This is a genomic window from Dyadobacter fermentans DSM 18053, from assembly GCF_000023125.1.
GTDB classification, from domain to species: Bacteria; Bacteroidota; Bacteroidia; order Cytophagales; family Spirosomataceae; genus Dyadobacter; species Dyadobacter fermentans.
The window spans coordinates 2,604,488-2,628,735 of sequence record NC_013037.1 but is presented as its reverse complement, the minus strand read 5'-3'; the positions used below and the strand labels follow the sequence as shown (position 1 = coordinate 2,628,735).

Genomic DNA, 24,248 nt, shown 5'->3' with positions numbered 1-24,248 from the left:
CTTTGGAAAGACTGAGATACTTGGTTAAGGTGATGAAATTCGATACGATCCTGTCGCTGGCAGGATTGTATTTTCTTTTTGCGCCCCTTGCATTCGGGCAAAAAAAGCCGAAAAAGCCTTCTCCAATAGCATTGGCCGAAGACGGGCGGCTGGCATACACCCCCGATTCGCTCGGCAACCGCATCGTCGATTTCTCGTACGCAGGCTACATGGCCGGCGCGCAGGCAATCCCCGACGCGCCCATCCGCGTGACGGTGCCTGCCCGGGAAGGCGACGCCACGGCACGCATTCAGGCGGCGATCGACTATGTGGGTTCGTTGCCGTTGGACCCGAACGGTTTGCGGGGCGCGGTGTTGCTGGGTGCCGGTACGCATCGGATTTTGTCAGGTATCGTCATTAAAAAGTCAGGTGTGATTTTGCGTGGTTCCGGCGTAGGCGGCACGGTGCTGCTGGGCGACGGGCGGACGCGGGAAACGGTGATCCGGGTTTTAGGGGGTAATAATGTGGTTTTAAAACCTAAACTGCGCGTCACGGATAGTTATGTGCCTGTGAATGCCATGCATTTCGAGGTTGAAAATGCAGGTTCGCTCAAAACTGGCGACCGCATTCGCGTGGTGCGGCCTTCTACTGCCGAGTGGATCAAAAGCTTGAAAATGGAGGAATTCGGCGGGGAAACGGGCTGGCTGGGCTGGAAACCTGGGCAGCGCGATATTACCTGGGACCGGACGGTGACGGCGGTTTCCGGCAATAGCATTACCATCGACGCGCCCATCACGACGGCCCTGGACGCAAAGTTCGGCGGCGGTTTTGTCGTGCCTTATCAATGGGCGGGCCGCAGTAGTCATGTAGGGATTGAAAACATCCGCATTGAATCGACATTTGACACCAAAAACCTGAAAGACGAAAACCATCGCTGGATGGGCGTCACGTTCGAAAACATTGAAAATGCCTGGGTAAGGCAGGTTACATTTAAACATTTGGCGGGCTCGGCCGTGGCGGTGTATGAATCGGCGTCGAAGGTGACCGTGGAGGATTGCAAGTCGCTGGAACCGGTTTCCGAGATTGCCGGGCAGCGGCGGAATACGTTTTTCACCCAGGGCGGGCAGACGCTTTTTTTGCGTTGCTACGCCGAAAACGGCTTGCATGATTTTGCCACAGGTTACGTAGCGCCCGGTCCGAATGCATTCGTGCAATGCGAGTCTAGGTTACCGAACGGTTTCAGCGGGGCCACGGATAGCTGGGCTTCCGGTGTGCTGTTTGATATTGTGAATGTGGATGGGCATGCATTGAGTTTCAACAACAGGGGTCAGGACGGACAGGGTGCCGGATGGACCGCCGCTAATTCCGTTTTCTGGCAATGTTACGCGTCACGGATCGAGAATTTTGCACCGCCGGGGGCGCAAAACTTTGCATTCGGGGCCTGGGCGGCCTTTGCGGGGGACGGTTTTTGGGAGAATGTGAATGAGCATATCCAGCCGCGCAGCCTGTATTTTGCCCAATTGGCCGGGCGCCTGGGCAAGCAGGTTTTGGCTGGCGCATTTCTGGTGCCCAAAGAAACGGAGGCATCCAGCAGTCCCAGCCTCGACCAGGCGGCAGCGCTCGTGGAAGGCTCGCACAAACCCGCCATTTTATTGACAGAATGGATCGATCAGGCCGCGGAGCGCACCCCGCTTACAGTGGCTTCCCCGACGGTCAAATCCATTGACGAAATCGGTTTTGTACAAACTAAAAACACTAACACACCGCCTGCATTAGCGATCCGGAATGGCTGGCTCGTGCATGGAAATGAACTTGTTACCGGCGCGCGCCATGAGGTTCCGTGGTGGCGCGGAAGCATCCGTCCGCACGACGTGGGCGCCGCCAAGCCGCACATTACCCGCTACGTGCCCGGGCGCGTGGGCAAGGGTTTTACGGACGATTTGCCGGTGATGACCGACACGCTTCAAGCGCAGCATATTGCCGTGGTGGACCACAATTACGGCCTCTGGTACGACCGCCGCCGCGACGATCATGAGCGCATCCGCCGCATTGACGGCGAGACGTGGCCGCCATTTTACGAGCAGCCGTTTGCGAGAAGCGGCCGGGGCGCGGCCTGGGACGACCTCAGCCAGTACGATTTGCAGCATTATAATGAATGGTACTGGTCGCGCCTGCGCGAATTTGCGACGCTGGCCGACCAAAAGGGGCTGTTGCTGTACCATCAGAACTATTTCCAGCACAATATCCTCGAAGCCGGTGCGCATTATGCGGATTTTCCGTGGCGGACGGCCAACAATATCAATCAGGTGGGCTTTCCCGAACCGCCGCCTTATGCCGGCGACAAGCGGATTTTTATCGCCGATCAGTTTTATGACATCAGCCACCCGCAGCGGAAGGCATTGCACCGGGCCTACATCCGCCAATGCCTCGATAATTTCGCCGGACAAAGCAGTGTCATCCAGTTTGTGAGTGCTGAGTATACCGGCCCGCTGCATTTCGTGCAGTTCTGGCTGGATGTGATCGGGGAATGGGAGCGGGAAAAGGGCAAAAATGCATGGGTGGCGTTGAGCACGACGAAGGACGTTCAGGATGCGATCCTGGCTGATCCCAAATATGCGGCGTTAGTGGATATCATTGATATCCGCTACTGGTTCCGTCGCGAAAACGGCACCGAATATGCGCCGGAAGGCGGTAAAAACCTCGCGCCGCGCCAGCATGCGCGCATTCAGAAAACGGGTAAGGTGTCGTTCGGCTCAGTGTATGACGCGGTTTTGGAATACAGGCAAAAATTTCCTGGAAAAGCGGTGCTTTACAATGCAAACGGCGCGGAGCAGCATGCCTGGGCAGTGCTGCTTGCGGGCGGTTCCGTGAGCGCGGTGCCGGCATTGCCGAAAGGGTTTTTGGAAGCGGTTTCAGGAATGGAGCCTTTTCAGCTGAAAACGGAACCGCAGGATAATCAGCATTATGTCCTGGCCAAAGCAGGCGAGGGGTTGGTCATTTATCAGTCGGCTAATGCGGCTTTGCAAGCGGACCTGACGCGATTCACTGGTAATTATCAATTGCAGCGTATCAATGCACGAACGGGGGCGGTTTTAGGAAAAGCTGAGCGAATTAAAGGTGGAAAAGTAATGTCATTGACTTCCCAGGGGAGTGATCCGGTTATCTATTGGTTTTCGAAAAAGTAATGGGGTATTTAAAAATTGGTTTTGCAATAATTTGCGCCGGATTACTCGGCTTAACCGGTTGTTCACGAAAAGCGGCCGGACCGGCGGTGCTGAAAGCGGAGGATTACAAGCACCATGTGACGTATTTCAACCGGATGGAGGATGAAAACAAGGTAAATGCGATCCCTAACGCGCAGTCGTGGGAATGGATGAAAGCCAATGTGCCGCTGTTCGACTGTCCGCAGGATAATTTCCGCGAAATATATTACTACCGCTGGTGGACCTACCGGAAGCACATTCACAACACGCCGCAGGGCTTTGTGATCACCGAATTTATTGTCAACAGGAATTATGCAGATAAATATAATATGATCAGTTGCGCCCTCGGCCATCACATTTACGAAGGCCGTTGGCTGCACGATCAGCGTTATCTGAACGACAATGTGCACGTGTGGTTCCGCGGGAACGAAGGCGGGCGCATGAAAAAGCTGCTCAATTTCAGCAGCTGGACCGCCGACGCATTATACAACCGCTACAAAGTGACCCAGGATAAGGCGTACCTGCTCGATATGCTGCCTGATTTGGATTCGGAATACAAGGCGTGGGAGAAAGACCGGCGCACGGAAAGCGGCCTTTTCTGGCAAACCGACGTAAAGGACGGCATGGAAGAGTCGCTGAGCGGCGGCCGGCGGGAGCAGAATGCGCGTCCGACGATCAACAGTTATATGTACGGCAACGCGAAGGCGCTGTCGGCGATGGCCGCATTGAAAGGTGACGATGGAATGTCGAAGCTGTACGCGGCCAAGGCGGATACCTTGAAAAGGCTCATTGATAGTAAGTTATGGAATGCGGATAGCAGTTTCTTCGAAACAGTAAAGAAGCGGGGCAAAGGCCCTTTTGCGGGTGTGAAAGAGGCGACCGGGTTTATTCCGTGGTATTTCGATATCCCCGATGAAAAATATGATGGAGCCTGGAAGCAAGTGGCTGATCCAACGGGTTTTAATGCGCCATTCGGGCTAACAACCGCCGAGCGACGCCACCCCGGGTTCCGCACGCACGGCTGCTGCCAATGCGAATGGGACGGGGCGGTGTGGCCATTTGCAACGGCGCAAACGCTGACCGGCCTCGCCAACCGCCTCAATGCGCCAAAGCCGGAAGTAGTTGCGGACACGACGTATTTTGGCCTGCTGGAAAAATACGTGGAGTCGCAGTATTACCGAGGGAAGCCCTACATCGGCGAATACCTGGACGAAAAAACCGGTTACTGGCTCAAAGGCGACCAGGAGCGGAGCCGGTACTACAACCACTCGACGTTCAACGACCTGATTATCACCGGACTTGTGGGGCTGCGCCCGCGTGCGGACGAGGTGATCGAGGTAAACCCGCTCATACCGCAGGATAAATGGGACTGGTTTTGCCTCGACGACGTGCTTTACCACGGCAAGCGCCTCACGATCCTCTGGGACCGCGACGGCAGCCATTACAAAAAAGGCAAAGGCTTGCAGGTATTTGTAAACGGTAAAAAAGCCGGCTCGTCCGAACGGATTTCGAAGATTTTAATCGAGCCTTAGCGGCTGTATTTCCGTTCAAATCCGCATTCGATATTCAGCACTTAAATCAATCCAAAACCAGCATTAACCTACATTCAAATGCGAAAAACTTTAATAAAATGGCTTTTCTGCGGCGCGGCGCTGTTCACATTGCCCGTACATGCACAGACTTTCAAGGAGGGCATTCTCGTCGACGAGAACATTTTTGAAACGGCCCCATTCCCCGAAAGCCACGCGTCGACCATCGCAGAAACGCCCGCAGGGCTCGTTGCGGCGTGGTTTGGCGGCACGAAAGAGCGTAATCCGGACGTAGGCATTTGGGTGAGCCGTTTGGAAAATGATAAATGGACGGCGCCCGTGGAGGTAGCGAATGGCGTAGTGAACGAAAAGCTCCGCTACGCGTGCTGGAACCCGGTTTTGTACCAGATTCCGAAGGGAGAACTCATGCTTTTTTACAAGGTAGGGCCCAATGTGGCCGGCTGGAAGGGCTTTTTGATCACTTCCAAAGACAATGGTAAAACGTGGTCGAAGCCAACGGCGTTGCAGGAAGGCTATTTGGGACCGGTGAAAAATAAGCCGGTGCTGTTAGCGAACGGCGAGCTTTGGTGCCCGTCGAGCACCGAGGGGGAAGGCGGCTGGCGCTTGCATTTCGAGGTAACACCGGATTTTGGCAAAACCTGGCGGAAGGTAGGCCCGCTGAACGATGGAAAGACGATCAAGGCCATTCAGCCAAGTTTGCTGACCTACGCTAACGGAGATATGCAGATCCTATGCCGGAGCCAGAGCCGTTCGATCGTCGAATCGTGGTCGAAAGACGGTGGGAAAACATGGTCGGAAGTGGGACCTTCTGCATTGCCGAATAATAACTCGGGCACCGATGCCGTGACATTGAAAGATGGCCGGCAACTACTGGTGTACAATCACGTAAAGCCGCCGGCAGGTCAGCCGAAAGGACCGCGTACGCCTTTGAATGTGGCGGTTTCCAAAGACGGGAAGAACTGGGAAGCCGTGCTGATTTTGGAGGATTCACCGATCAGTCAGTATTCGTATCCGTCTGTGATTCAGTCTACTGACGGTATGGTGCACATTGTGTACACGTGGCGCCGCCAGCGGATCAAGCACGTGAAAATCGACCCGTCGAAGCTGAAAGGCAAGGCGATCGTGGAAGAACAGTGGCCTATTTGAGTTTGAAATCATGAAAAGAAGAAGCTTTTTAAGTGCATGCGCTGCCGCAATGGCCACGCTGCCGTTTTCGTCGTGGGCGGCGCTGAGCCCTTCCCAAAAGTCGCGGTATAAGATTGCCGTGATCGACCTGATGATCCTGAAAAGACAGAAACTGAGCGCATTACCGCTCGCCGGCGAGATCGGTGCCGACGGGCTGGAAGTGGATATGGGCGGCCTGGGCAACCGGCCGACGTTCGACAACAGGCTCGCCGACCCCGCCGTGCGCCAGCAATACCTCGATAAAGCCAAAGAACTGAACCTGGAAATCTGCTCGCTGGCTATGACGGGATTTTATGCCCAATCGTTCGCGAAACGGGACGGCGCCGAGAAAATGGTCGGCGACTGCATCGAAACCATGAAGGCAATGGGCATTAAAACTGCATTTTTGCCGCTCGGTATTCAGGGAGATCTGGTCAAAAACCCGGAATTGCGGCCCGCGATCGTGGAGCGGCTTAAAGCTGTGGGCAAAATGGCTGAAAAAGCGGACGTAGTAATCGGGATTGAGACCGCGCTCGACGCGAAAGGAGAGGTGGAATTACTGAGAGAGATCGGCTCTAAAAACATCCGGATCTATTTCAACTTCTCGAACCCGCTCAAAGAAGGCCGCGACCTTTGCGAAGAGCTGCGCATTTTGGGTAAAAAACGCATTTGCCAGATCCATTGCACCGATGAGGACGGCGTGTGGCTGCAAAACAACACGCGGCTGGACATGAAAAAGGTAAAGGCGACGCTCGATAAAATGGGCTGGAAAGGCTGGCTAGTGATCGAACGGTCGCGCGATGCCAGCAAGCCGCGCGATGTAAAAGGTAATTTCAGCGCGAATACCGCTTTTATGAAGACCGTATTTCAGTCGTGATAACGTGCTGAATATTTATCTGATCGTCCATGCCCTTGATTCGCTTTTACCGGTTTGTTCTCGTTTTATTGCTATTAATAGGCCATTCAAATGCCTTTACACAGGACTTTTCGCCTGAACAGTACAATTTGAAATGGGATACCCAAAGTAAGAATTCCGGCGAATCGATGCCTTGCGGAGGCGGCGATGTCGGGCTGAATGTGTGGGTGGAAAATGGCGATTTGCTATTCTACGTTTCGCGCAGCGGCATTTTTGATGAAAATAATGTCATGCCTAAGCTTGGCCGCGTGCGGGTGAGGCTTTCACCGAATCCGTTCGATAATGGCGAGAGCTTTCAGCAAGAGTTGAAGCTGAACGAAGGATATGTAGCAATAACCGGTAAAAAGGGCAAACTGACCGCCAAGTTAAAAGTTTGGGTGGATGTTTTCAGTCCGGTTATCCATGTCGAAGCGGAAAGCAGCGCCCCGGTGGCGGCGCAGGCGTGGTACGAAAGCTGGCGGACGGGCCCTGGCGAGCTGAAAGGCAATGCGAGAAGTGCGAGTTCCTATAAATGGGCCGCACCGAAAATCGCCGTTTTTCCCGACAGCGTCCGGCACGAGGACAACGGGGTGCTGTTCTATCACCAGAACCGCGATTCGACGATTTTTGATGTCATCGTGAGTCAGCAGAAGCTTGATGCAGTGAAGCCGACGCTTTGGAACCCGCTCAAAAACCTGACTTATGGCGGCTGGATGGGCGGTCCGAACATGGTAGCCGATCCGACGGTGGCGAATGGCAAATATGCGGATGCTGCGTTCAGGGGATTTGGGTTGAAGACAAAATCGACCTCCAAAAACATCCGGTTGAGCATTTATCTGCATACCGATCAACAGCCCAATGTGGCCGTTTGGAAAAAGGCGCTTTGGACGACTGTCGTAAAAGCTCGCAAAGTTGAAAAGCTGGCGCATACTAAAACGATCGAATGGTGGAAGCAATACTGGCAGCGGAGCCATATTGCATTGAATGCCGATAAAAAAGACAGCGCGTCGGCGGTTTGGCAGGTCGGCCGGAACTATCAGCTATTCCGTTACATGCTCGGTTGCAACGCGTTTGGCAGTTATCCTACGAAATTCAATGGCGGACTGTTCACATACGACCCGGTTTTTGTCGACACTTCTTACCATTTCAGCGCCGATCACCGGAACTGGGGCGGCGGGATATTCACGGCTCAGAATCAGCGGCTTGTATATTGGCCAATGCTCAAAAGCGGCGATTTTGATATGATGAAGCCGCAATTCGAATTTTACCAACGCATTTTAGGAAACGCCGAAACGCGCACACAGCACTACTGGGGCCACAATGGCGCCTCCTTTACCGAGCAAATCGAGAATTTTGGTTTGCCCAACTATGCGGAATACAGCTCCAAGCGTCCGGAAGGTTTCGATCCGGGACTCGAATACAATAAATGGCTGGAATACCTGTGGGATACGTCGCTGGAATTTTGCCTGATGATCCTCGATCAGCAGCATTTCACCGGCGCGGACATTTCGGCTTATTTGCCCCTCATTGAAAGCTGCGTGGTGTTTTTCGACGAACATTACCAGTACCTCGCCGCCCGCCGCAGCGCCGCCAAGCTCGATCAGAACGGCCATCTGGTGCTATTCCCCGGCAGTGCGGCCGAAACCTATAAAATGGCCTACAATTCGGTAACGACCGTGGCCGGCCTGAAAACCGTGCTCGAAAGAATGCTTGCATTGCCGGCGCCATACGGCAGCGAGGCGCAACGGACACGCTGGAAGGAAATGCAGCGGCGGATACCGCCGATCAGCTTCCGCGAAATGCAGGGGCATCGCACGATTGCGCCCGCGCAGGCGTGGGAACGCATCCAGAACACCGAAATCCCGCAGCTTTACCCGGTATATCCCTACGGAATGTACGGAATCGGCAAGCCCGACCTCGAAACGGCGGTCAACACCTGGAAATACGACACCGAAGCCATCAAAAACCGCAACCACACCAGCTGGCATCAGGACGGCATTTTTTGCGCACGCCTGGGCCTTACCGATGAAGCCGCCGCGCTGACGATCAAGAAACTTCAGGACTCAGGCCGCCGCTTTCCCGCCTTTTGGGGCCCCGGCCACGATTGGGTGCCCGACCACAACTGGGGCGGCTCCGGCATGATCGGTTTGCAGGAAATGCTCATGCAAACGCACGGCGATTCGATTTACATCCTTCCCGCATGGCCAGATAGCTGGGACGTCCGCTTCAAACTTCACGCGCCTAAAAATACGGTAGTGGAAGGCGAATGGAAAGGCGGTAAAATGGTGAATCTGAAAGTGACGCCGGTGGAGCGCCGGGGCGATTTAATATGCTCTAAATGTGGGTTATCCGACATCAAACGGTAACAAACGTTTAAGTTGGCCTGGTGACTTGATAAGATTTTGGAATGATGGTAGCTTTGGCAACAACAAAGTATTTCGTCAACTTAAACCGCGCACTTAATAATGAACACAAAATCAGAAAGGAAAAGTGAATTGACGTTGCCGCTCATTGTAGGGATGGCTATCGGCAGTTTCGGTACAATATTTGGCCCCGTGGGCGCCATTACAGGCTTCGTGTTGGGCGCTGGGCTAGGTATAGGCCTTGAAAAATCGTCATCGGCTCCTGAGGAAACTAAAAACGCAGGGGGGCTTGATAAATCGTCCAAAAGGACGCTTTGCCATTGATTGCAATCATCGTTACTATCTGATGATTGTATGGAAAAGTATTTCAATCAGTATGTCATTTCAATGGCTATTAGTTTAATTGGCTGCTTGTCATATATCATTTTTACAGCAATAAAGCGAGGCGTTCAGAGCTTGCAGGAACGGGAGATAGCCGTTGTGTTTTTCGATTTCATCGCGATTTGCTCAGCTGTAAAAATTGTCTACATGTCGTTCGACGTCACAATTTGTCGCCCGGACTTGAAGACCGACCTGGCCTTTCTGGCCTTAGGAGGTTTAATGATGGTTGTGGTGGCGTTGAAGAATATCGTCTCTAAGTTTAAAGTAATGTGCTCAAAGTAGAGAAATTGCACCCAAGGCAATATATCACATAAATAAATCAATATTTTTTAGCTTTGTTTTCGATTGTTTTTCTTTTCTTTGTTTTTATAAAGTAAGGAGAGTTTAACGAGTTCAAAACAAGGCTTCGGGAATGTTGAACGGCCCATTTGTGCTGGCGATCGATCAGGGTACGAGTAGTACCAAAACCGTCATTTTTAATGATAAGGGAAAGGTTGTGGCGCGCGGCAGCGAGCCGCTGCACACCATGTACCTCGATGGCGGGCTGGTAGAGCAGGACCCGCAAGAGATTTATGAGAATGTATTGAAGTCGGTTGCCAAATGCGTGGCGGATTTCACGTCCAAAGAAGGACGTATAGAGGATATCCGTTCGTGCGGTATTTCAAATCAGCGGGAAACTTTTGTGCTTTGGGATAACAAGGGCGCGCCGCTGCACAATGCGGTGGTTTGGCAATGTAAACGGTCGACGGCCGTCTGCGAGCAGTTGCGTGCGGAGGGTCTGGAAGAAATGATCCGGCAGAAAACGGGCCTTCTGGCCGACCCTTATTTTTCAGGGTCCAAGGTGATATGGCTGAACCTTCATAATGAACGCGTGAAAACGGCGGTTGCGGGGGGAAATGCGTTTTTTGGGACCGTCGATACATGGCTGCTGCATAAACTCACCAATGGGAAAGCATATCTCACGGATCATACCAACGCGTCGCGGACGCTGTTTTTTAACCTGGAAACGCTTTCGTGGGACGCGGAATTGATCAGTGTATTTGGGCTGGAAGGATTGCATTTGCCTGATATTCAGTCGTCATCGTCGCATTTTGGTGAAACGGATTTTAACGGTCTGTTTCCAGAGGCAATACCTATCACCGCGATGATCGGCGACTCGCATGCCGCCGCTTTTGGCGAGGGGTGCTTTGGGCCGGGAATTGCCAAGGCGACCTTGGGCACCGGTTCGTCCATTCTGATGAACATCGGTCCTGAGCCGAAGCCATCGCAGCAGGGAATGGTCACAACGATCGGTTGGAGTGCAGGCGAAAGGGTAGAATACGCGCTGGAAGGCGTGATCGTAACGTGCGGAGCGACAATCGAATGGCTCAAAACCCATCTCGAACTGTTCAGCGACATTCGGGAGACGGAGGCAATGGCGCGATCGGTGAAAGACAGCGGCGGGGTGTACCTGGTGCCGGCGTTTAGCGGACTTGGCGCGCCGCACTGGGATATGAACCGCAAGGCGTCCATTACCGGTCTGACATTCAATTCAAACAAGAATCATATTGTGCGCGCTGCCCTCGAATCCATCCCTTTCCAGATCAAGGACGTGATCGTGGCCATGGAGTCGGATACCGGCATTGCGTTGCGTGAATTGAAGATCGACGGAGGGTTGACCTCCAATAATTTCGTCGTACAGATGCTGGCCGATCTGCTTGAAAAGCCGGTCGTGAACCTTGGTTTTCCCGAAGTTTCCGCTCTCGGTGCGGCTTATCTTTCGGGCTTGTATTCCGGCGTTTATCCAGGCATTGAATATTTGCAAAAATTAAGTGAAAACCATTCTTCGGTAGCACCGAAAGTGAACAACGAGGCGGTGAAGGCGGCTTACCGCGGCTGGCAGGAAGCGGTGAGTAGTGCGCCTCAAATTTGTGTAACACATTGATTATGAAATACGGTTATTTCCTTTTTGTTTTTCTTTGGGCTGCGGTTTCCGCTTTTGCGCAGGAACGCGTAGAACGTTGGGAGCGCTTCGAACTGACACTCCCCGGGCCACAAACGGGCAACCCGTTTGCCGACGTAAATTTATCGGCGGAGTTTTCCAGCGGTAAAGAAAAAGTGAAAGTGGCTGGTTTTTACGACGGGAACGGACTGTACAAAATTCGTTTCATGCCGAAGCAAACGGGCGAATGGAAATACAAAACCACGAGTAACAGTAAGCCATTGAATGGCAAAACCGGCTCGTTTACCTGCATTGAGCCAGGCCCGGATAATCATGGTCCTGTACAAGTGGCTGATACATATCATTTTAAGTATGCGGATGGAAAACGCTATTATCCCTTTGGTACAACACTTTACGCGTGGACGCACCAGCCGGAAGGATTAGAAGAAATTACATTGAAAACCCTCACCGATGCGCCTTTTAACAAGGTGAGAATGTGTGTGTTTCCAAAATATTACTCGCACGTCGAAAACGAGCCGCCGTTTTATCCGTACGTGAAAAAGTCGGAAACAAAGGATGTGAAGGGAAAACCGAAGTTTCAATGGGACCTCTCACGGTTCGAGCCGGCATTTTTTCAACACCTAGAAAAGCGGATAGACGACCTTAAAAAACTGGGAATTGAAGCCGATGTGATCATTTTCCATCCCTACGATAAGGGTCATTGGGGATTTGACAGTCTTGGTAAAGAGAACGATATAAAATACATCCGCTATCTCACCGCCCGGCTGGCATCGTTCCGCAACGTGTGGTGGTCGTTGGCGAACGAGTTCGACTATGTGAAAACGAAGCCGCGCGCCGACTGGGATGATTACACGAAGGCTGTCGTTAGCGCCGATCCGTACGGCCATCTTTGTTCGATCCATAACGGGAGCGTTTATTATGACAACTGGAAGCCCGAATACACGCACGTAAGCATTCAAAACGGCTCCACGGTCGAAGATTTTGGCCGCGCTACCTTGCTGAGGGATGTGTTTTTCAAACCGATGGTGTACGATGAGGTGTGTTACGAAGGCGATTTGCAGCAGCGATGGGGGCATTTGAGCGGCGAGGAAATGACGGAGGCATTCTGGCAAGGCGTGATTGCGGGCACGTATGTGACGCACGGGGAAACCTACAAGAATGCAGGCGACACGATTTTTTGGGCAAAAGGAGGAAGGCTGATCGGCAGCAGTCCGAAGCGAATAGGATTTTTGAAGAAAATCCTGGAAGAAGCGCCGGGGCCGCTCGAACTGTCCGACCCTTGGAAAGACCATCACACCTCCCGTGCCGATAGCAGCTATTACCTCGTTTATTTTGGTAAAAACATGCAGCCGGAATGGGAATTCAGCCTGCCGCGCAAAGGCGGACCGAAAACGGGGCGAAAGTTCAAGGTGGAGGTGATCGATACCTGGAATATGACCATCGATGAGCGGCCGGAGATATTCGAAATCGCCGAAACAACCGACTATCGCATATTTGATAAAAAGCGAACGTCGATCCGCCTGCCGATGACGCCATACCTGGCCTTGCGGATTAAAGAGTACCGGGAGTGATCACGACTTTTGATTGGTTAACATAGATAGTAAAGGATTAAAAAGACCGGATCATGTCCGGTCTTTTTTTGGGTTTTGCTTTTTAATGCGATTTGATTTAGTTAATTTTCGAAAGAATTAGAATGCAAACGAAAATCATTCATTTGTGTCAACCGAAAGTTCAATCCCGACTTTTCCGAAAACTTCCTACATGAAACCAGCGAAATTAGGCCTGATCCACACCTCGGCTACGCTCGTGCCGATTTTTCAGCAATTGTGTAATGAGCATCTGCCGGGTGTAAACGTGTTCAATATCGTAGACGACAGCTTGATTAAGGATGTAATTGCCAATGGTAAACTGCTGCCGGCGACGGCCCGGCGTGTTGTCGACCATGTAGCGTCGGCGGAGGAGGCCGGGGCTGACCGGATTCTGGTGACATGCTCGTCCATCGGTCGGGCGGTGGAAGCGGCTGCGGCACTCGTGTCGGTGCCGGTGTTGCGCGTGGATCAGCCGATGGCGGATATGGCGGTGTCGAAAGGCAGGCGGATAGGCGTAGTGGCCACTCTGCCGACCACGCTCGAACCCACGGCGGACCTTGTACAGCGCCGCGCCCGGATAGCCGGCAAGGAAATCGTACTAACGAGCCGGTTGTGCGAAGGCGCTTTCGAGGCGTTGATGGGTGGAAATCCCGCATTGCACGATCAAATGGTCGCCCAGGCGCTGCGCGAACTTTCGGCCCAGGTAGATGTGATCCTGCTCGCGCAGGCGTCCATGGCCCGGGTGGTGGATACGCTTTCAGAGGCGGAGCGGACCGTTCCGATCCTGGCCAGTCCACCGGAGGCGGTCCGGTACCTGGCATCGGTGATTAATCAGGTGTAATTATGTTGATAATCAGGAAGATTTGCTTGCTGCTTGCGGGAATTGGCTTCGCATTCCTGCTATTTGCATGGCTGACAAACGCCGGCGATTTAATCGCGGCCGCGGCATTGGGAACGGCAGTGGCATGCGCTATCGGTATTGGGGCTATCCCGTTTTTACAAGGGTATCAATACACAGCCTGGATCGTCGCCGCGGTGGTGGCGGGAATGACATACCCGGAATCTTTTCTTCATGCAGGCGACTTCGACCTGCGCAACAAATGGCTGATACTTATCGTGGTGCAGTTTGTAATGTTCGGAATGGGCATTCAAATGAGCCTGCGGGACTTCTCCGAGCTGGCCACGTCCGGTAAGGGCGTGCTCATCGGGCTTTGCAGCCATTTCACCATTATGCCGCTAACCGGTTTTGCATTGACCAAAATCTTCCATTTCGATCCCGAGATCGCGGCCGGGATCATTTTGCTCGGCTCCTGTTCGAGCGGTCTGGCTTCAAACGTGATGGTATTCATTGCCCGGGCAAACCTCGTGCTGTCCGTCGCGGTGACGGCCATGACCACCCTGGCTGCCCCGTTTCTGACGCCGTTCCTCATGAAAATGCTCGCAGGAACGCTCATCCATATCCGGTTTCTGGACATGATGATGGAGATTATCAAAATCGTGATTGTGCCCATCGGAGCGGCGCTCATCCATGACTTCCTCAAAACCGCAACCAGTCGCGCGCGGCGAAACGTTTATGGCTTAGCGTTCGCGTGTTTGGCCTGGCTAGGCGCGCTGACATTAGGCTTGTGGGCGTGGTTTGCGCAGGCGGTGTCCGAGCCGGTTTTGCAATCGCTCGAAGTATTGTCATTCTTCGCAGGCGCCGTGCTGGTGGGGCTGGGCTATCATTTAATCACATTATCATTTAAAAATCTCGATAAACACATGCCTTACGTTTCTATGTTCGGCATCATTTACTTCACCACTGTAACCACCGCCGCCGGGCGCGATAACCTGATGCAGGTCGGGTTTCTGCTCTTTTTCGTCTCCGTGGTCCACAATTCGGCCGGTTATTTCTTCGGCTATTGGCTGAGCAGGCTCCTGGGCCTCGACAAGGCCTCCGCGCGAACGATGGCATTTGAAGTAGGTTTGCAAAACGGCGGCATGGCCTCCGGCCTGGCCGGTACGATGGGTAAACTAGGCACCGTTGGGCTAGCCGCAGCCGTTTTCAGCCCATGGATGAACATCTCCGGCTCCATTCTGGCTAACTACTGGCGAAGGAAAACGAACTCAGAGCCGGAAAAAGAGACTGAAATTGAAGGTATTAAGGAGCAATCAATGTGAAATTCAAAACTTCCCTCTTCTCAGCACTTCAAAATAGTCCTCGCCGCCAACTTGTCCGCCTTTGAAATTTATTTCCAGGCCGTCTGCCGGGGAGCCGGGGGCGTGTGCGCGGCATAGTGGTGCTCCGGGCGATAGGGGGGCAATCATCGAAAGGGCGTTGATACCCAATGTTTTGGCGACGGCACCGGATGTGTCGCCCCCGGCGATGACCAGCCGTCGGACTGAAATGCTGGCCATTGCCGCGCGGGCAATGCGGCCGAGCGCTTCGCCGTAAAGGGAAGAAGTGCGGGTTTGAATTTCAGTTGCAGATAATCCCTTGTTTTTGAGGATATTATTGGATGCCGTGAAACGTTCATCCTTCGTGCTTTTGCTGGTGTGTATGATCACGCTCCGCCCGCGACGCAAGAATTCGACGACCTTTTGTGTATCATCAGCGAAGGTCGGATCATGCATTCCGGTTGCGATAGCGGGGGTGTCCAGCGCAATTTCTTCAAAACCCCGCGCCAGTGCGTAGGTGATTTGGCGGGATGTGACGGGGGAGCAGCTGCCCGATACGACAAGCAGCGGCGACACTTCGCCGGGTTCGGGCCATTCGGTGCGGTTTCGTGCGATGCCGGCATTATTCCAGCAGGCCGTAAGCGCCATTTCAACGCCCGATGAGCCGACGGAAAACTGCGGTGCGTTCGGACTACCGAAAGGATCGATCAGCTCGCCGATGCGTAACATCTGGTGCGGGTATAGCGCGTCGAAAAGCACAATATCGTTCTCCCGAACCGTGTTTTCGAGCGCAGCGGCCGCTTCCCGCGGCTCGCCTTCAATTTGCAGAATATCGAGCAATCCGCAGGTTTTTGAGGTTTGTTTGCTCAAATGCAGCCGCAGATCGGCCTCGTCGGCTGGTGTGGTGGGGTGCTTGCTCATGCTTGGATGGCGGTCGAGCCGGTGGATGTGGCCGTTGCTGCCGATGCCCATCCGTGCAAACAGGTTCCCGAACGCGCAGTACCGCCCCAGTGCGGGCGCCGCGACGATCAGCGACACGAAGCGCGGATTAAACATTTCAATCCCCACCTCAATGGCCTTGCCAATGCTGCCGATGGCAGGTGAAGAATCGAATGTGGAGCAAACCTTATAATGAATATGCCGCGCGCCGGATTTTTTGAGCGCCGCGAATGCCGGCATAAGCGTTTTCTCCATTTGCGGGGGCGTCATGGCGCGCGTCATGCCTGCAATGCCGAATGCCCGGATGTCGGGAAAGCGGACCAGGTCTTCCGGCGTGGGCGGCGCCATGAATAGCGCCGTGCGGATGCCGGCGCGTTCGAGGGTTTCCAGGACGTCGGTTGAGCCGGTAAAATCGTCGCCATAGAAGGCCAAAAGCAGATTTTTTGCGCTCATGCCCGGTCGAAGTGGAGTTGGCCGAATTTTTCTACCGATTTTCCGAATTCGGGATAGTCGCGGGCCGCTTCGGCGAGGGTTAGCCCGCCTACGGCCGCTTCCCAGGCTTGCTGCAATGCGGTTACGCCTGCGGCGGGGCCGCCGGGATGGGCCATAATGCCCCCGCCGGCCATGTAGAGCAGGTTGGTGGTTTGCGTGCGGCGGTAGGTTTCGAATGCCTGTCCGCCCCATTGTCCGGAAGATACCACCGGCAATACCGGCTTATCCAGCGGTGCGTGATGCAGGCAAGATGCGATCGAGCGCACCACGGAGTCGTCCGATTCCCAGAATTTGTTCCGGATGCCGTTCACGTGCAGCTGGTCCACGCCCGCAAGGCGCCAGAGTTTCTGGTAAGCCGGGAATTCGATGCCGAGCAGGGGATGGCGGTTGAGCATTCCCCAGCCGTTGCGGTGGCCATGTATCGCGAGCTCGCCGATGTCGCAAATGCGTTTCGCCGCCGCAAGTCCCGTGCTGTTGATGCTGATCATCGCGCAAGTGCCGCCGGACCGGACGATATGTTCGTATTTCCGAAGCATTTCGTCCATTTCATCACTGATATTGAACGCATACATCACTTTTTTGCCCGTACGGTCGGCGTGGCGGTTGATTACCTGCATCACCGCGTCCACCCGCTCTTCGAATAGTGAGTTGGCCGTGGAGGCCATCAACTCGTCATCTTTTACGAAATCAATACCTGCCTGGGCGAGAATTCCCACAGTTTCGGCCGTTTGTGCGGGCGTGAGGCCTACGCTAGGCTTGATGATCGTGCCGATGAGCGGGCGGCCGGAGTCCACACCAGTGAGCGAACGGCAGCCTCCGATGCCGAAACGCGGACCGCGGTAATGGCTCGCATAGGTTTCGGGGAAATGAATGTCCAGGAGTTTCAGGCCCGTGAACTGGGTGATTTCGTAGAGGTTGCCTTGTAAGGTAGAAACGAGCATGGGCAGGTTATGGCCGAAGTTTTCGACCGACCAGGAAACTTCCACATGGGCGCGCCGGTATTGTCCGTCGGGCGAGGATGCGCCCGGAATGGCCGGTTCGGAAACGGTTTCCAGGAGTTCGATAAGCTCCACCCGCGCCGCGAAGCGGTTTTTGAGTTCTTCCGTTTCGCCCGGGACTGCCACAAACGTCCCCGAGGACTGTTCGCCTGCGAGCACAGCGGCTGCTTTTTCAACTGCGTATGGGGTTTCGATGTAATATCTCGCTGTTATTCTTTCCATTTGTTTCCTGATATACTAATGTATGCTTACGAATGTATTGCTTTTTAGTTCGATTTGGTATACCAAACTCCGATTATTTATGCACCGACTAGTGACAAAAAGTGGTTTTCAACAATTTTTTATAAAAATAAGTCATAAAATACTTGCGGATATTTTTTATAAGTAAAATTGTTCCTATTTTTCGTAAAAATTAGAATATAAAAGAAATAAAAAGAAAACCACTTCTTTCTCTAATCGCTAGAATGTTTATGAAACAACTCTTACGCATCATTCTGGTATGCCTGCTGGTCGCTCCGGCATTGCATGCTCAGACGCTGTCCGTGAAGGGCAGGGTGACGGGTGTGAGCGACGCCGACCCGCTGCCGGGTGTGAGTGTCGTGATCAAAGGCACGCAACGCGGAACGACCACCAATGCCGACGGTGCGTTCCAGATCGACGTGCCGGATCAAGCTACGGTGCTGGTATTCAGTTTTGTAGGTTACAAATCCGTAGAGGAAACGGTAGGCGCGCGCACCGACATCGGCGTGAAGCTCGTGCCGGAAAACAAATCGCTGGAAGAGGTAGTGGTGGTCGGTTACGGAACGCAGAGCAAGCGGGCGGTGACCGGCGCGGTGATTTCCGTGAATTACGATAAATTCAAAGACCGTTCATTCAGTAACGTTACCCAGTCGCTGGCCGGAACGCTCCCCGGGGTAAATATTTCGCAATCGCAGGGTGCACCGGGCTCATCGCCGGTGATCAAGATCCGCGGGATCAGTTCCATTACCGCCGGTACCAATCCGCTGATCGTGGTGGACGGTGTGCCGCTGGAAAATTTTAACCTGAACCTTATCAACCCGCAGGATATCGAGTCGATAGAAGTGCTGAAAGACGCTTCGTCCGCAGCCATTTACGGGTCGCGCGGATCGAGCGGGGTAATCATTGTGACCACCAAAACGGGCAAGCCCGGCAAGGTGAATGTGAGCGCCAATGTGGAATATGGCTCGCAAAAAGTGACGCGCCGCGTGAAAATGATGGACGCGCAGCAGTTTATCGAAACTTACACCGATGCTAAAAACAATGCCTGGACAGCACAGGGCGGCAATGCGAGCGACCCGAACAGCGCCCGCCCGGCCACATTGCGTATCCCGGATGATTTTACACAAAATCCGCAGCAGTTTGGAAAAGGTACGGACTGGCAAGATGTGATGTTCCGCACGGCACCGTCGTTCAACGCGCAACTGACGGTTACCGGAGGCACCGACAAGACGCAATATATGTTTTCGGGCGCCTACCTCGACCAAACGGCCGTTCTCGACGCGAACTACTACAAACGCCTCGCGCTTCGATCGAACCTCAAAACACAAATTACCAAAAGGCTCACCGCGGGCTTGAACATTGGTATTACCTCCATTTTCGACCGCACGGAAGGAACGCAGGGTAAAAGCGACGTGATCAGTCTCGGCCTGCAAAGCTCACCGATTTTCCCGGTTTACAATGAAAACGGCAACCTCGGTTTCCGCGATCCCAACTCGACCTGGTTCCGCTTTACGCCCTATGCGGATATGAACCTCTGGCATCCGTACTCGCTCACCCGGGAGGTGGATAAGGGCCGGAAGTCGTTCAATACCCTTGCGACGGGTTACCTGGAATACGAGCTCATCGACGGCCTGCGGTTCCGCACCAGCCTCAGCGGCAACTTGTACAATACCCGCAACCATTTTTATTGGAACGATAAACAAAAATACGGCTACTCGGCTGTGCTCGCGGCGCAGGGCAATGCAAGCGACGCGTACATGTTGAACTGGCTGAGTGAGAATACGTTGACCTACGATAAGAAGCTCGGTGAGCACTCATTCACCGGTTTGCTGGGTTACACCAGCCAAAAACAGCGCGACGAAACGATGTACGTGGCTGCCAACAACTTCCCGAACGACCTCGTGCACACGCTCAATGCCGGAACAGTTACCGCAGGGAACACCACAGCCAGCGAATGGTCGCTGCTGTCGTACCTGGCGCGGGTGCAGTATAATTTCAAAAACCGCTACTTCCTGACGGGAGCGATGCGCCGCGATGGAATGTCGCGCTTTGGCGAGAACAACAAATGGGGCTATTTTCCTTCTGTTTCAGCGGGTTGGTTGATTTCGGATGAGGCATTCATGTCGGGTGTGACGGCGGTGAACAACCTGAAACTCCGCGCGAGCTATGGCGTGACGGGTAACAACCAGATCCCTAACTACGGCGCGATCAGTTTGCTGGCTGCGGCGCAATATGTAAATGGTCAGAACCTGGCCAATGGACTGAAAGTGAACAGCCTGGCAAATCCTAATCTGAAATGGGAGAAGACCAATCAGTTCAACGTGGGCGTGGATGTGGGGCTATTTAACAACCGGATCAACCTTTCGGCGGAATACTACAACTCGCTTACCCGTGACATGCTGCTTTTCGTGCCGGTGCCCGACATTACCGGATTCTCGACCCAGCTGACCAATATCGGTAAAATGCGCAACCGCGGCGTGGAATTGAATATTTCTACCAAAAACCTCACTGGCGCATTCACATGGACGACGGATTTCAACTTTTCAAGGAACCGGAACAAAGTGCTGCAACTCGGCCCGGGCAACGCGCCGATCCAGTATGTCGACAACGTGGTGACCGTGCGCACGGAAGTGGGCCAGCCTGTTTCGAACTTCTACGGCTACATTTTCGACGGCGTATTCAAAAATCAGGCGGAAATCGACGCTTACCCGCACCATGCCAGCACCACGCCGGGCGACCCGAAAGTACGTGACGTGAATGGCGACGGCAAGATCAGCGATGCCGACCGCACCATTCTCGGAAACTATCAGCCGAATTTCACGGCGGGCATTACCAACACCGTTGGCTACAAAGGCTTTGAGCTATCGTTCCTGTTCCAGGGCTCGTACGGCGGCGAGATCGCCAACAACAACGTGCGCTACCTCGGGACCTGGGACAATGGACGCAACTTTTTCGAGAGCATGTATAACTACTGGCGCTCTGAGAGCAATCCGGGCGATGGCAAGCATTTCAAACCATCGGTGAACTACCTTGGGTTGCAAAAGCAGTTCTCGTCGTACTGGGTGGAAGATGCTTCGTTCCTGCGCCTGCGCAATGTGCGCGTATCGTACGCAATGCCTCAGAAATGGGCTGCGAAGCTGAAAATGAGCAGCGCGCGAATTTATGTGAATGCGGAAAACGTGCATTTGTGGAGCAAATACATCGGCTACGATCCTGAGAACACGACTTACGGAACAACTTCCTATTCTTCGAGCATGGAAACTTCCAGCTCGTACAGCAGTGGCAATGCACCGGTGCCGGGCGCTTTTCAGGGGGTTGATTATGGATCGTATCCTCTGCCCCGTGTGATTACTGTTGGGATTAAAGCTGATTTTTAAGGTTTTATGCTGCGAAGGCACGGCCGCTGCCATGCTTTTGAGGCAACTCAAAAAAGCGAAGACAAATGAAAAGAATCATAAAATCAATCACACTTGCCGCGCTCATCGCCACCAGTTGGGGCTGCAAGGATTCATTCCTCGAACTGGCGCCGGTTTCAAACCCCAGTGCGGAGAATTTTTACAAAACGAAGTCGGATTTCGACATTGCTGCCAATGCAGCCTACAACACGCTTTACACCGTGTATCATCCGCAGGGGCCGGTTTCCTATGCCGGCGAGCTGATGTCCGACAACGTGACGATCTTCAACATTTCGGGTAACCAGGCCGATAAATGGCAGTTCCGCGACTACACGCTGGCGCCTGCAAACACGATGGTGTACCAGTTCTGGCAGGATTTCTACCGGTCGCTTTACAACATCAATATCATCCTCGAAAAGATTGAGAATGCCGATCTCGACGCGACGTACAAGGCTCAAACACAAGGCGAAATGCTGTTCCTGCGCTCATTGTACTACTATAATATGGTGCAGCTTTGGGGGGATGTGCCGCTGGTGACGCGTCCGGTGAGTGCCGCAGAAGCTTATGAAATCCTTCGCACGCCCGCCGCGCAGATTTATGCGCAGATTACCAAGGATTTGGCCGATGCGAAGTCTAAACTGCCGGCATCTTCTGCCATCGCCGGCCGGGCCACCAAAGGCGCCGCGCAAACGCTGCTCGGTAAAGTGTACCTGGCTGTGGGTGATAAAGCCAATGGCGTGAAGGAGTTAAAAGAAGTGTATGATAGCAAACAATATGAACTGTTGCCCTCGTACGCATCGCTTTGGGACCCTAAAACGAAGAATACAAAAGAGTCGATCTTCGAAATACAATTCCTTGGTGGCTCCGCCACATTGCCTTACAGCAATTATTACCTCGAATTTTTCCCTAATTCCAATGCATTGGGCTTCTATGGCGCGGGCATGAACCAGGTCGTGGAGGACATTTGGAATGAGTACGAAAAAGGCGACAACCGCCGCGAGGCTTCCATCGATACGGGCTTCACCGACGCGAAAGGCAACTTTACCAAAGCCAAATTTCCGAAAAAATGGCAGGATAAGTCGGCCCCGCTGATCAACCAGAACATTGCGGCAAACAACAATTTCATGGTATTGCGCTATGCCGACCTGCTCCTGCTGCTCTCGGAAGCGACCGGCGACCCGGTTTACCTGAACGAGGTCCGCAAACGGGCCGGATTGCCATTGTACGGTGCCGCGGGCTATCCTGCCCAGTACAATACGATCGCGTTGGCCGTCGAACATGAGCGCCGCGTGGAGCTGGCATTCGAATTCCACCGTTGGTTCGACCTGAAACGTACCGGCCGCGTCATCGACGTGCTGACCGCGAAAGGAAAGCCGGTAACGCAAAACAAATTGGTGTTCCCGATCCCGAATATCGTGCGGGACCAGAATGCGAAGATTACACAGAATGCTGGATATTAATAGTTTACAAAGTGTTTACGTACAATCGAAAGCATTACTTATGGTTAGTAAACGCATGAACCTGAAATTGATCATGCTCCTTTGTGCCGGCTTCATTGCCGGCACAAAGCCTGTTTATAGCCAATCGCAAACCTTGAAAGTATCGGAAAACCGGCGGTTTTTTACGGATCAAAACGGCAAGCCGTTCTTCTGGCTGGCGGATACCGGCTGGCTGCTTTTTACACGGCTCACGCGCGAGGATGCCGCCCGGTACCTGGCCGACCGGCAGCAAAAGGGTTTTAATGTGGTGCAGGTGATGGTAGTGCAGGCATTGCGCTCGGTAAATGTGTATGGCGATTCCGCATTGACGAACCGCGATCTGGGCTCGCCGAAAGTGACCGAGGGCGCGGCTTTCGACAATGCGGCGGAATACGATTATTGGGACCATGTCGATTACATCGTCGATCTAGCCGCGGAAAAGGGCATTAAAATCGGGATGGTGCCTATTTGGGGCAATGCGGTGAAGAACGGGAAAACGAGCGCGGCGCAGGCTAAGGCCGATGCGCAATTCCTCGCGCGGCGGTACCGCAACCGCCCGAATATCGTGTGGCTCAATGGTGGAGACATCCAGGGAGATGTCGTCCCGGAGGTATGGGAGGCCATCGGCAGCACATTGCGCGCCGAAGATCCGAACCATCTCATCACTTTTCACCCGTTCGGCCGAATGCAGTCTTCCAAATGGTTTCATGACCGCGACTGGCTGGATTTCAATATGTTCCAATCCGGTCACCGCACTTATGCGCAGGATAATGAGGCCAAAGACCTTCGTTACGGCGAGGACAACTGGCGCTACGTGGAGGCCGACTATGCGCGCGAGCCCGTGAAGCCGGTGCTCGACGGCGAGCCTTCGTATGAAAACATCTGGCACGGCCTGCACGACAAAACGCTGCCGGTTTGGACGGCGGCAGATGTGCGGCGGTATGCCTACTGGTCGGTTTTTGCCGGTGCCTGCGGGTTTACTTATGGCAACAATGCGGTCATGCAAATGCGGCACTCGCGACGACCGGAAAGCACCAGCGGCGCACAGTCGAACGTGCAGGCAAGTGCAAGCAACCAAAATGCGGTCCCAGCCGCAGGATCAGCCAAACTGCCCTCCTGGGAAGAGGCGATTAACGATCCCGGCGCAGGGCAGATGGCCCATTTAAAGAACTTAATGCGCTCGAAACCCTATTTCGAACGCGTGCCCGACCAATCGCTGATCGCCGAAAATGGTGAGCGGTACGACCGGCTCATTGCTACCCGCGGCAAGGATTATGCATTCATTTACACCTGGACGGGGCGTGAGATGAGGATCAATATGGGTAAAATTCAAGGGAAAGTGCTGAATGCGAGCTGGTTTGATCCGCGAACCGGCGAAACGAAGATTTTAGGAAAAATTCAAAACAAAGGAATCCGCACATTTAACCCGCCCGGGGAGGTTAGAAACGGGAATGATTGGGTTTTGGTGTTGGAAAAATAACGC

General features: G+C 53.6%; 16 protein-coding genes. 14 read left to right on the top strand and 2 right to left on the bottom strand.

Going from position 1 to position 24,248, the window contains the following annotated elements; genetic code table 11:
- Positions 1 to 2 precede the first annotated feature (2 nt).
- The 11 genes from DFER_RS10590 (at position 3) to DFER_RS10540 (ending at position 15,226) form a co-directional block, all read left to right on the top strand.
- On the top strand, positions 3 to 3,164 hold the full coding sequence (locus DFER_RS10590) for a DUF6298 domain-containing protein (protein ID WP_229206230.1): 3,162 nt from the start codon (positions 3 to 5) through the stop codon (positions 3,162 to 3,164).
- Positions 3,165 to 3,250: 86 nt separating this feature from the next.
- Entirely contained in the window at positions 3,251 to 4,714 is a 1,464-nt protein-coding gene (locus DFER_RS10585) for an MGH1-like glycoside hydrolase domain-containing protein (protein ID WP_229206229.1), read from the top strand.
- Between the two features lie 78 nt (positions 4,715 to 4,792).
- A complete protein-coding gene (locus DFER_RS10580) occupies positions 4,793 to 5,878 on the top strand; it encodes a sialidase family protein (RefSeq protein WP_015811623.1) in 1,086 nt (361 codons plus the stop codon).
- A 10-nt stretch (positions 5,879 to 5,888) separates the two neighbouring features.
- On the top strand, positions 5,889 to 6,773 hold the full coding sequence (locus DFER_RS10575; protein WP_041734940.1) for a sugar phosphate isomerase/epimerase family protein: 885 nt from the start codon (positions 5,889 to 5,891) through the stop codon (positions 6,771 to 6,773).
- 29 nt (positions 6,774 to 6,802) lie between these two features.
- On the top strand, positions 6,803 to 9,157 hold the full coding sequence (locus DFER_RS10570) for a DUF5703 domain-containing protein (RefSeq protein ID WP_015811621.1): 2,355 nt from the start codon (positions 6,803 to 6,805) through the stop codon (positions 9,155 to 9,157).
- 99 nt (positions 9,158 to 9,256) lie between these two features.
- Positions 9,257 to 9,478 (top strand): hypothetical protein, encoded by a 222-nt coding sequence (locus DFER_RS10565; protein WP_015811620.1) that lies wholly within the window; start codon positions 9,257 to 9,259, stop codon positions 9,476 to 9,478.
- 30 nt (positions 9,479 to 9,508) lie between these two features.
- A complete protein-coding gene (locus tag DFER_RS10560) occupies positions 9,509 to 9,817 on the top strand; it encodes a hypothetical protein (protein ID WP_015811619.1) in 309 nt (102 codons plus the stop codon).
- Positions 9,818 to 9,947: 130 nt separating this feature from the next.
- Entirely contained in the window at positions 9,948 to 11,459 is a 1,512-nt protein-coding gene (locus tag DFER_RS10555; RefSeq protein WP_015811618.1) for an FGGY family carbohydrate kinase, read from the top strand.
- 2 nt (positions 11,460 to 11,461) lie between these two features.
- On the top strand, positions 11,462 to 13,048 hold the full coding sequence (locus DFER_RS10550) for a DUF5060 domain-containing protein (protein WP_015811617.1): 1,587 nt from the start codon (positions 11,462 to 11,464) through the stop codon (positions 13,046 to 13,048).
- A 190-nt stretch (positions 13,049 to 13,238) separates the two neighbouring features.
- Positions 13,239 to 13,907 (top strand): aspartate/glutamate racemase family protein, encoded by a 669-nt coding sequence (locus DFER_RS10545; RefSeq protein WP_015811616.1) that lies wholly within the window; start codon positions 13,239 to 13,241, stop codon positions 13,905 to 13,907.
- Between the two features lie 2 nt (positions 13,908 to 13,909).
- Complete coding sequence (locus tag DFER_RS10540; protein WP_015811615.1) at positions 13,910 to 15,226, top strand: bile acid:sodium symporter family protein; 1,317 nt, start codon at positions 13,910 to 13,912, stop codon at positions 15,224 to 15,226.
- A gap of 3 nt (positions 15,227 to 15,229) precedes the next feature.
- Here the strand turns inward: DFER_RS10540 and DFER_RS10535 are convergent, their stop codons facing one another.
- Positions 15,230 to 16,615, bottom strand: coding sequence for a four-carbon acid sugar kinase family protein (locus tag DFER_RS10535; protein WP_015811614.1), 1,386 nt, complete (start codon positions 16,613 to 16,615; stop codon positions 15,230 to 15,232).
- Positions 16,612 to 17,874 carry a ribulose-bisphosphate carboxylase large subunit family protein gene (locus DFER_RS10530; protein ID WP_015811613.1) on the bottom strand — a complete coding sequence of 421 codons (1,263 nt, stop codon included), beginning with the start codon at positions 17,872 to 17,874 and terminating at the stop codon, positions 16,612 to 16,614. The genes DFER_RS10535 and DFER_RS10530 overlap by 4 nt, the downstream gene beginning before the upstream one ends.
- Positions 17,875 to 18,122: 248 nt before the next feature.
- Between DFER_RS10530 and DFER_RS10525 the strand changes: the two genes are divergently transcribed.
- The 3 genes from DFER_RS10525 (at position 18,123) to DFER_RS10515 (ending at position 24,245) form a co-directional block, all read left to right on the top strand.
- Positions 18,123 to 21,269, top strand: a complete 3,147-nt coding sequence (locus DFER_RS10525) for a SusC/RagA family TonB-linked outer membrane protein (protein WP_229206228.1) — start codon at positions 18,123 to 18,125, stop codon at positions 21,267 to 21,269.
- Positions 21,270 to 21,334: 65 nt separating this feature from the next.
- Positions 21,335 to 22,747, top strand: coding sequence for a RagB/SusD family nutrient uptake outer membrane protein (locus tag DFER_RS10520; protein WP_015811611.1), 1,413 nt, complete (start codon positions 21,335 to 21,337; stop codon positions 22,745 to 22,747).
- A 40-nt stretch (positions 22,748 to 22,787) separates the two neighbouring features.
- Complete coding sequence (locus DFER_RS10515; protein WP_041734938.1) at positions 22,788 to 24,245, top strand: glycoside hydrolase family 140 protein; 1,458 nt, start codon at positions 22,788 to 22,790, stop codon at positions 24,243 to 24,245.
- Positions 24,246 to 24,248: the final 3 nt, after the last annotated feature.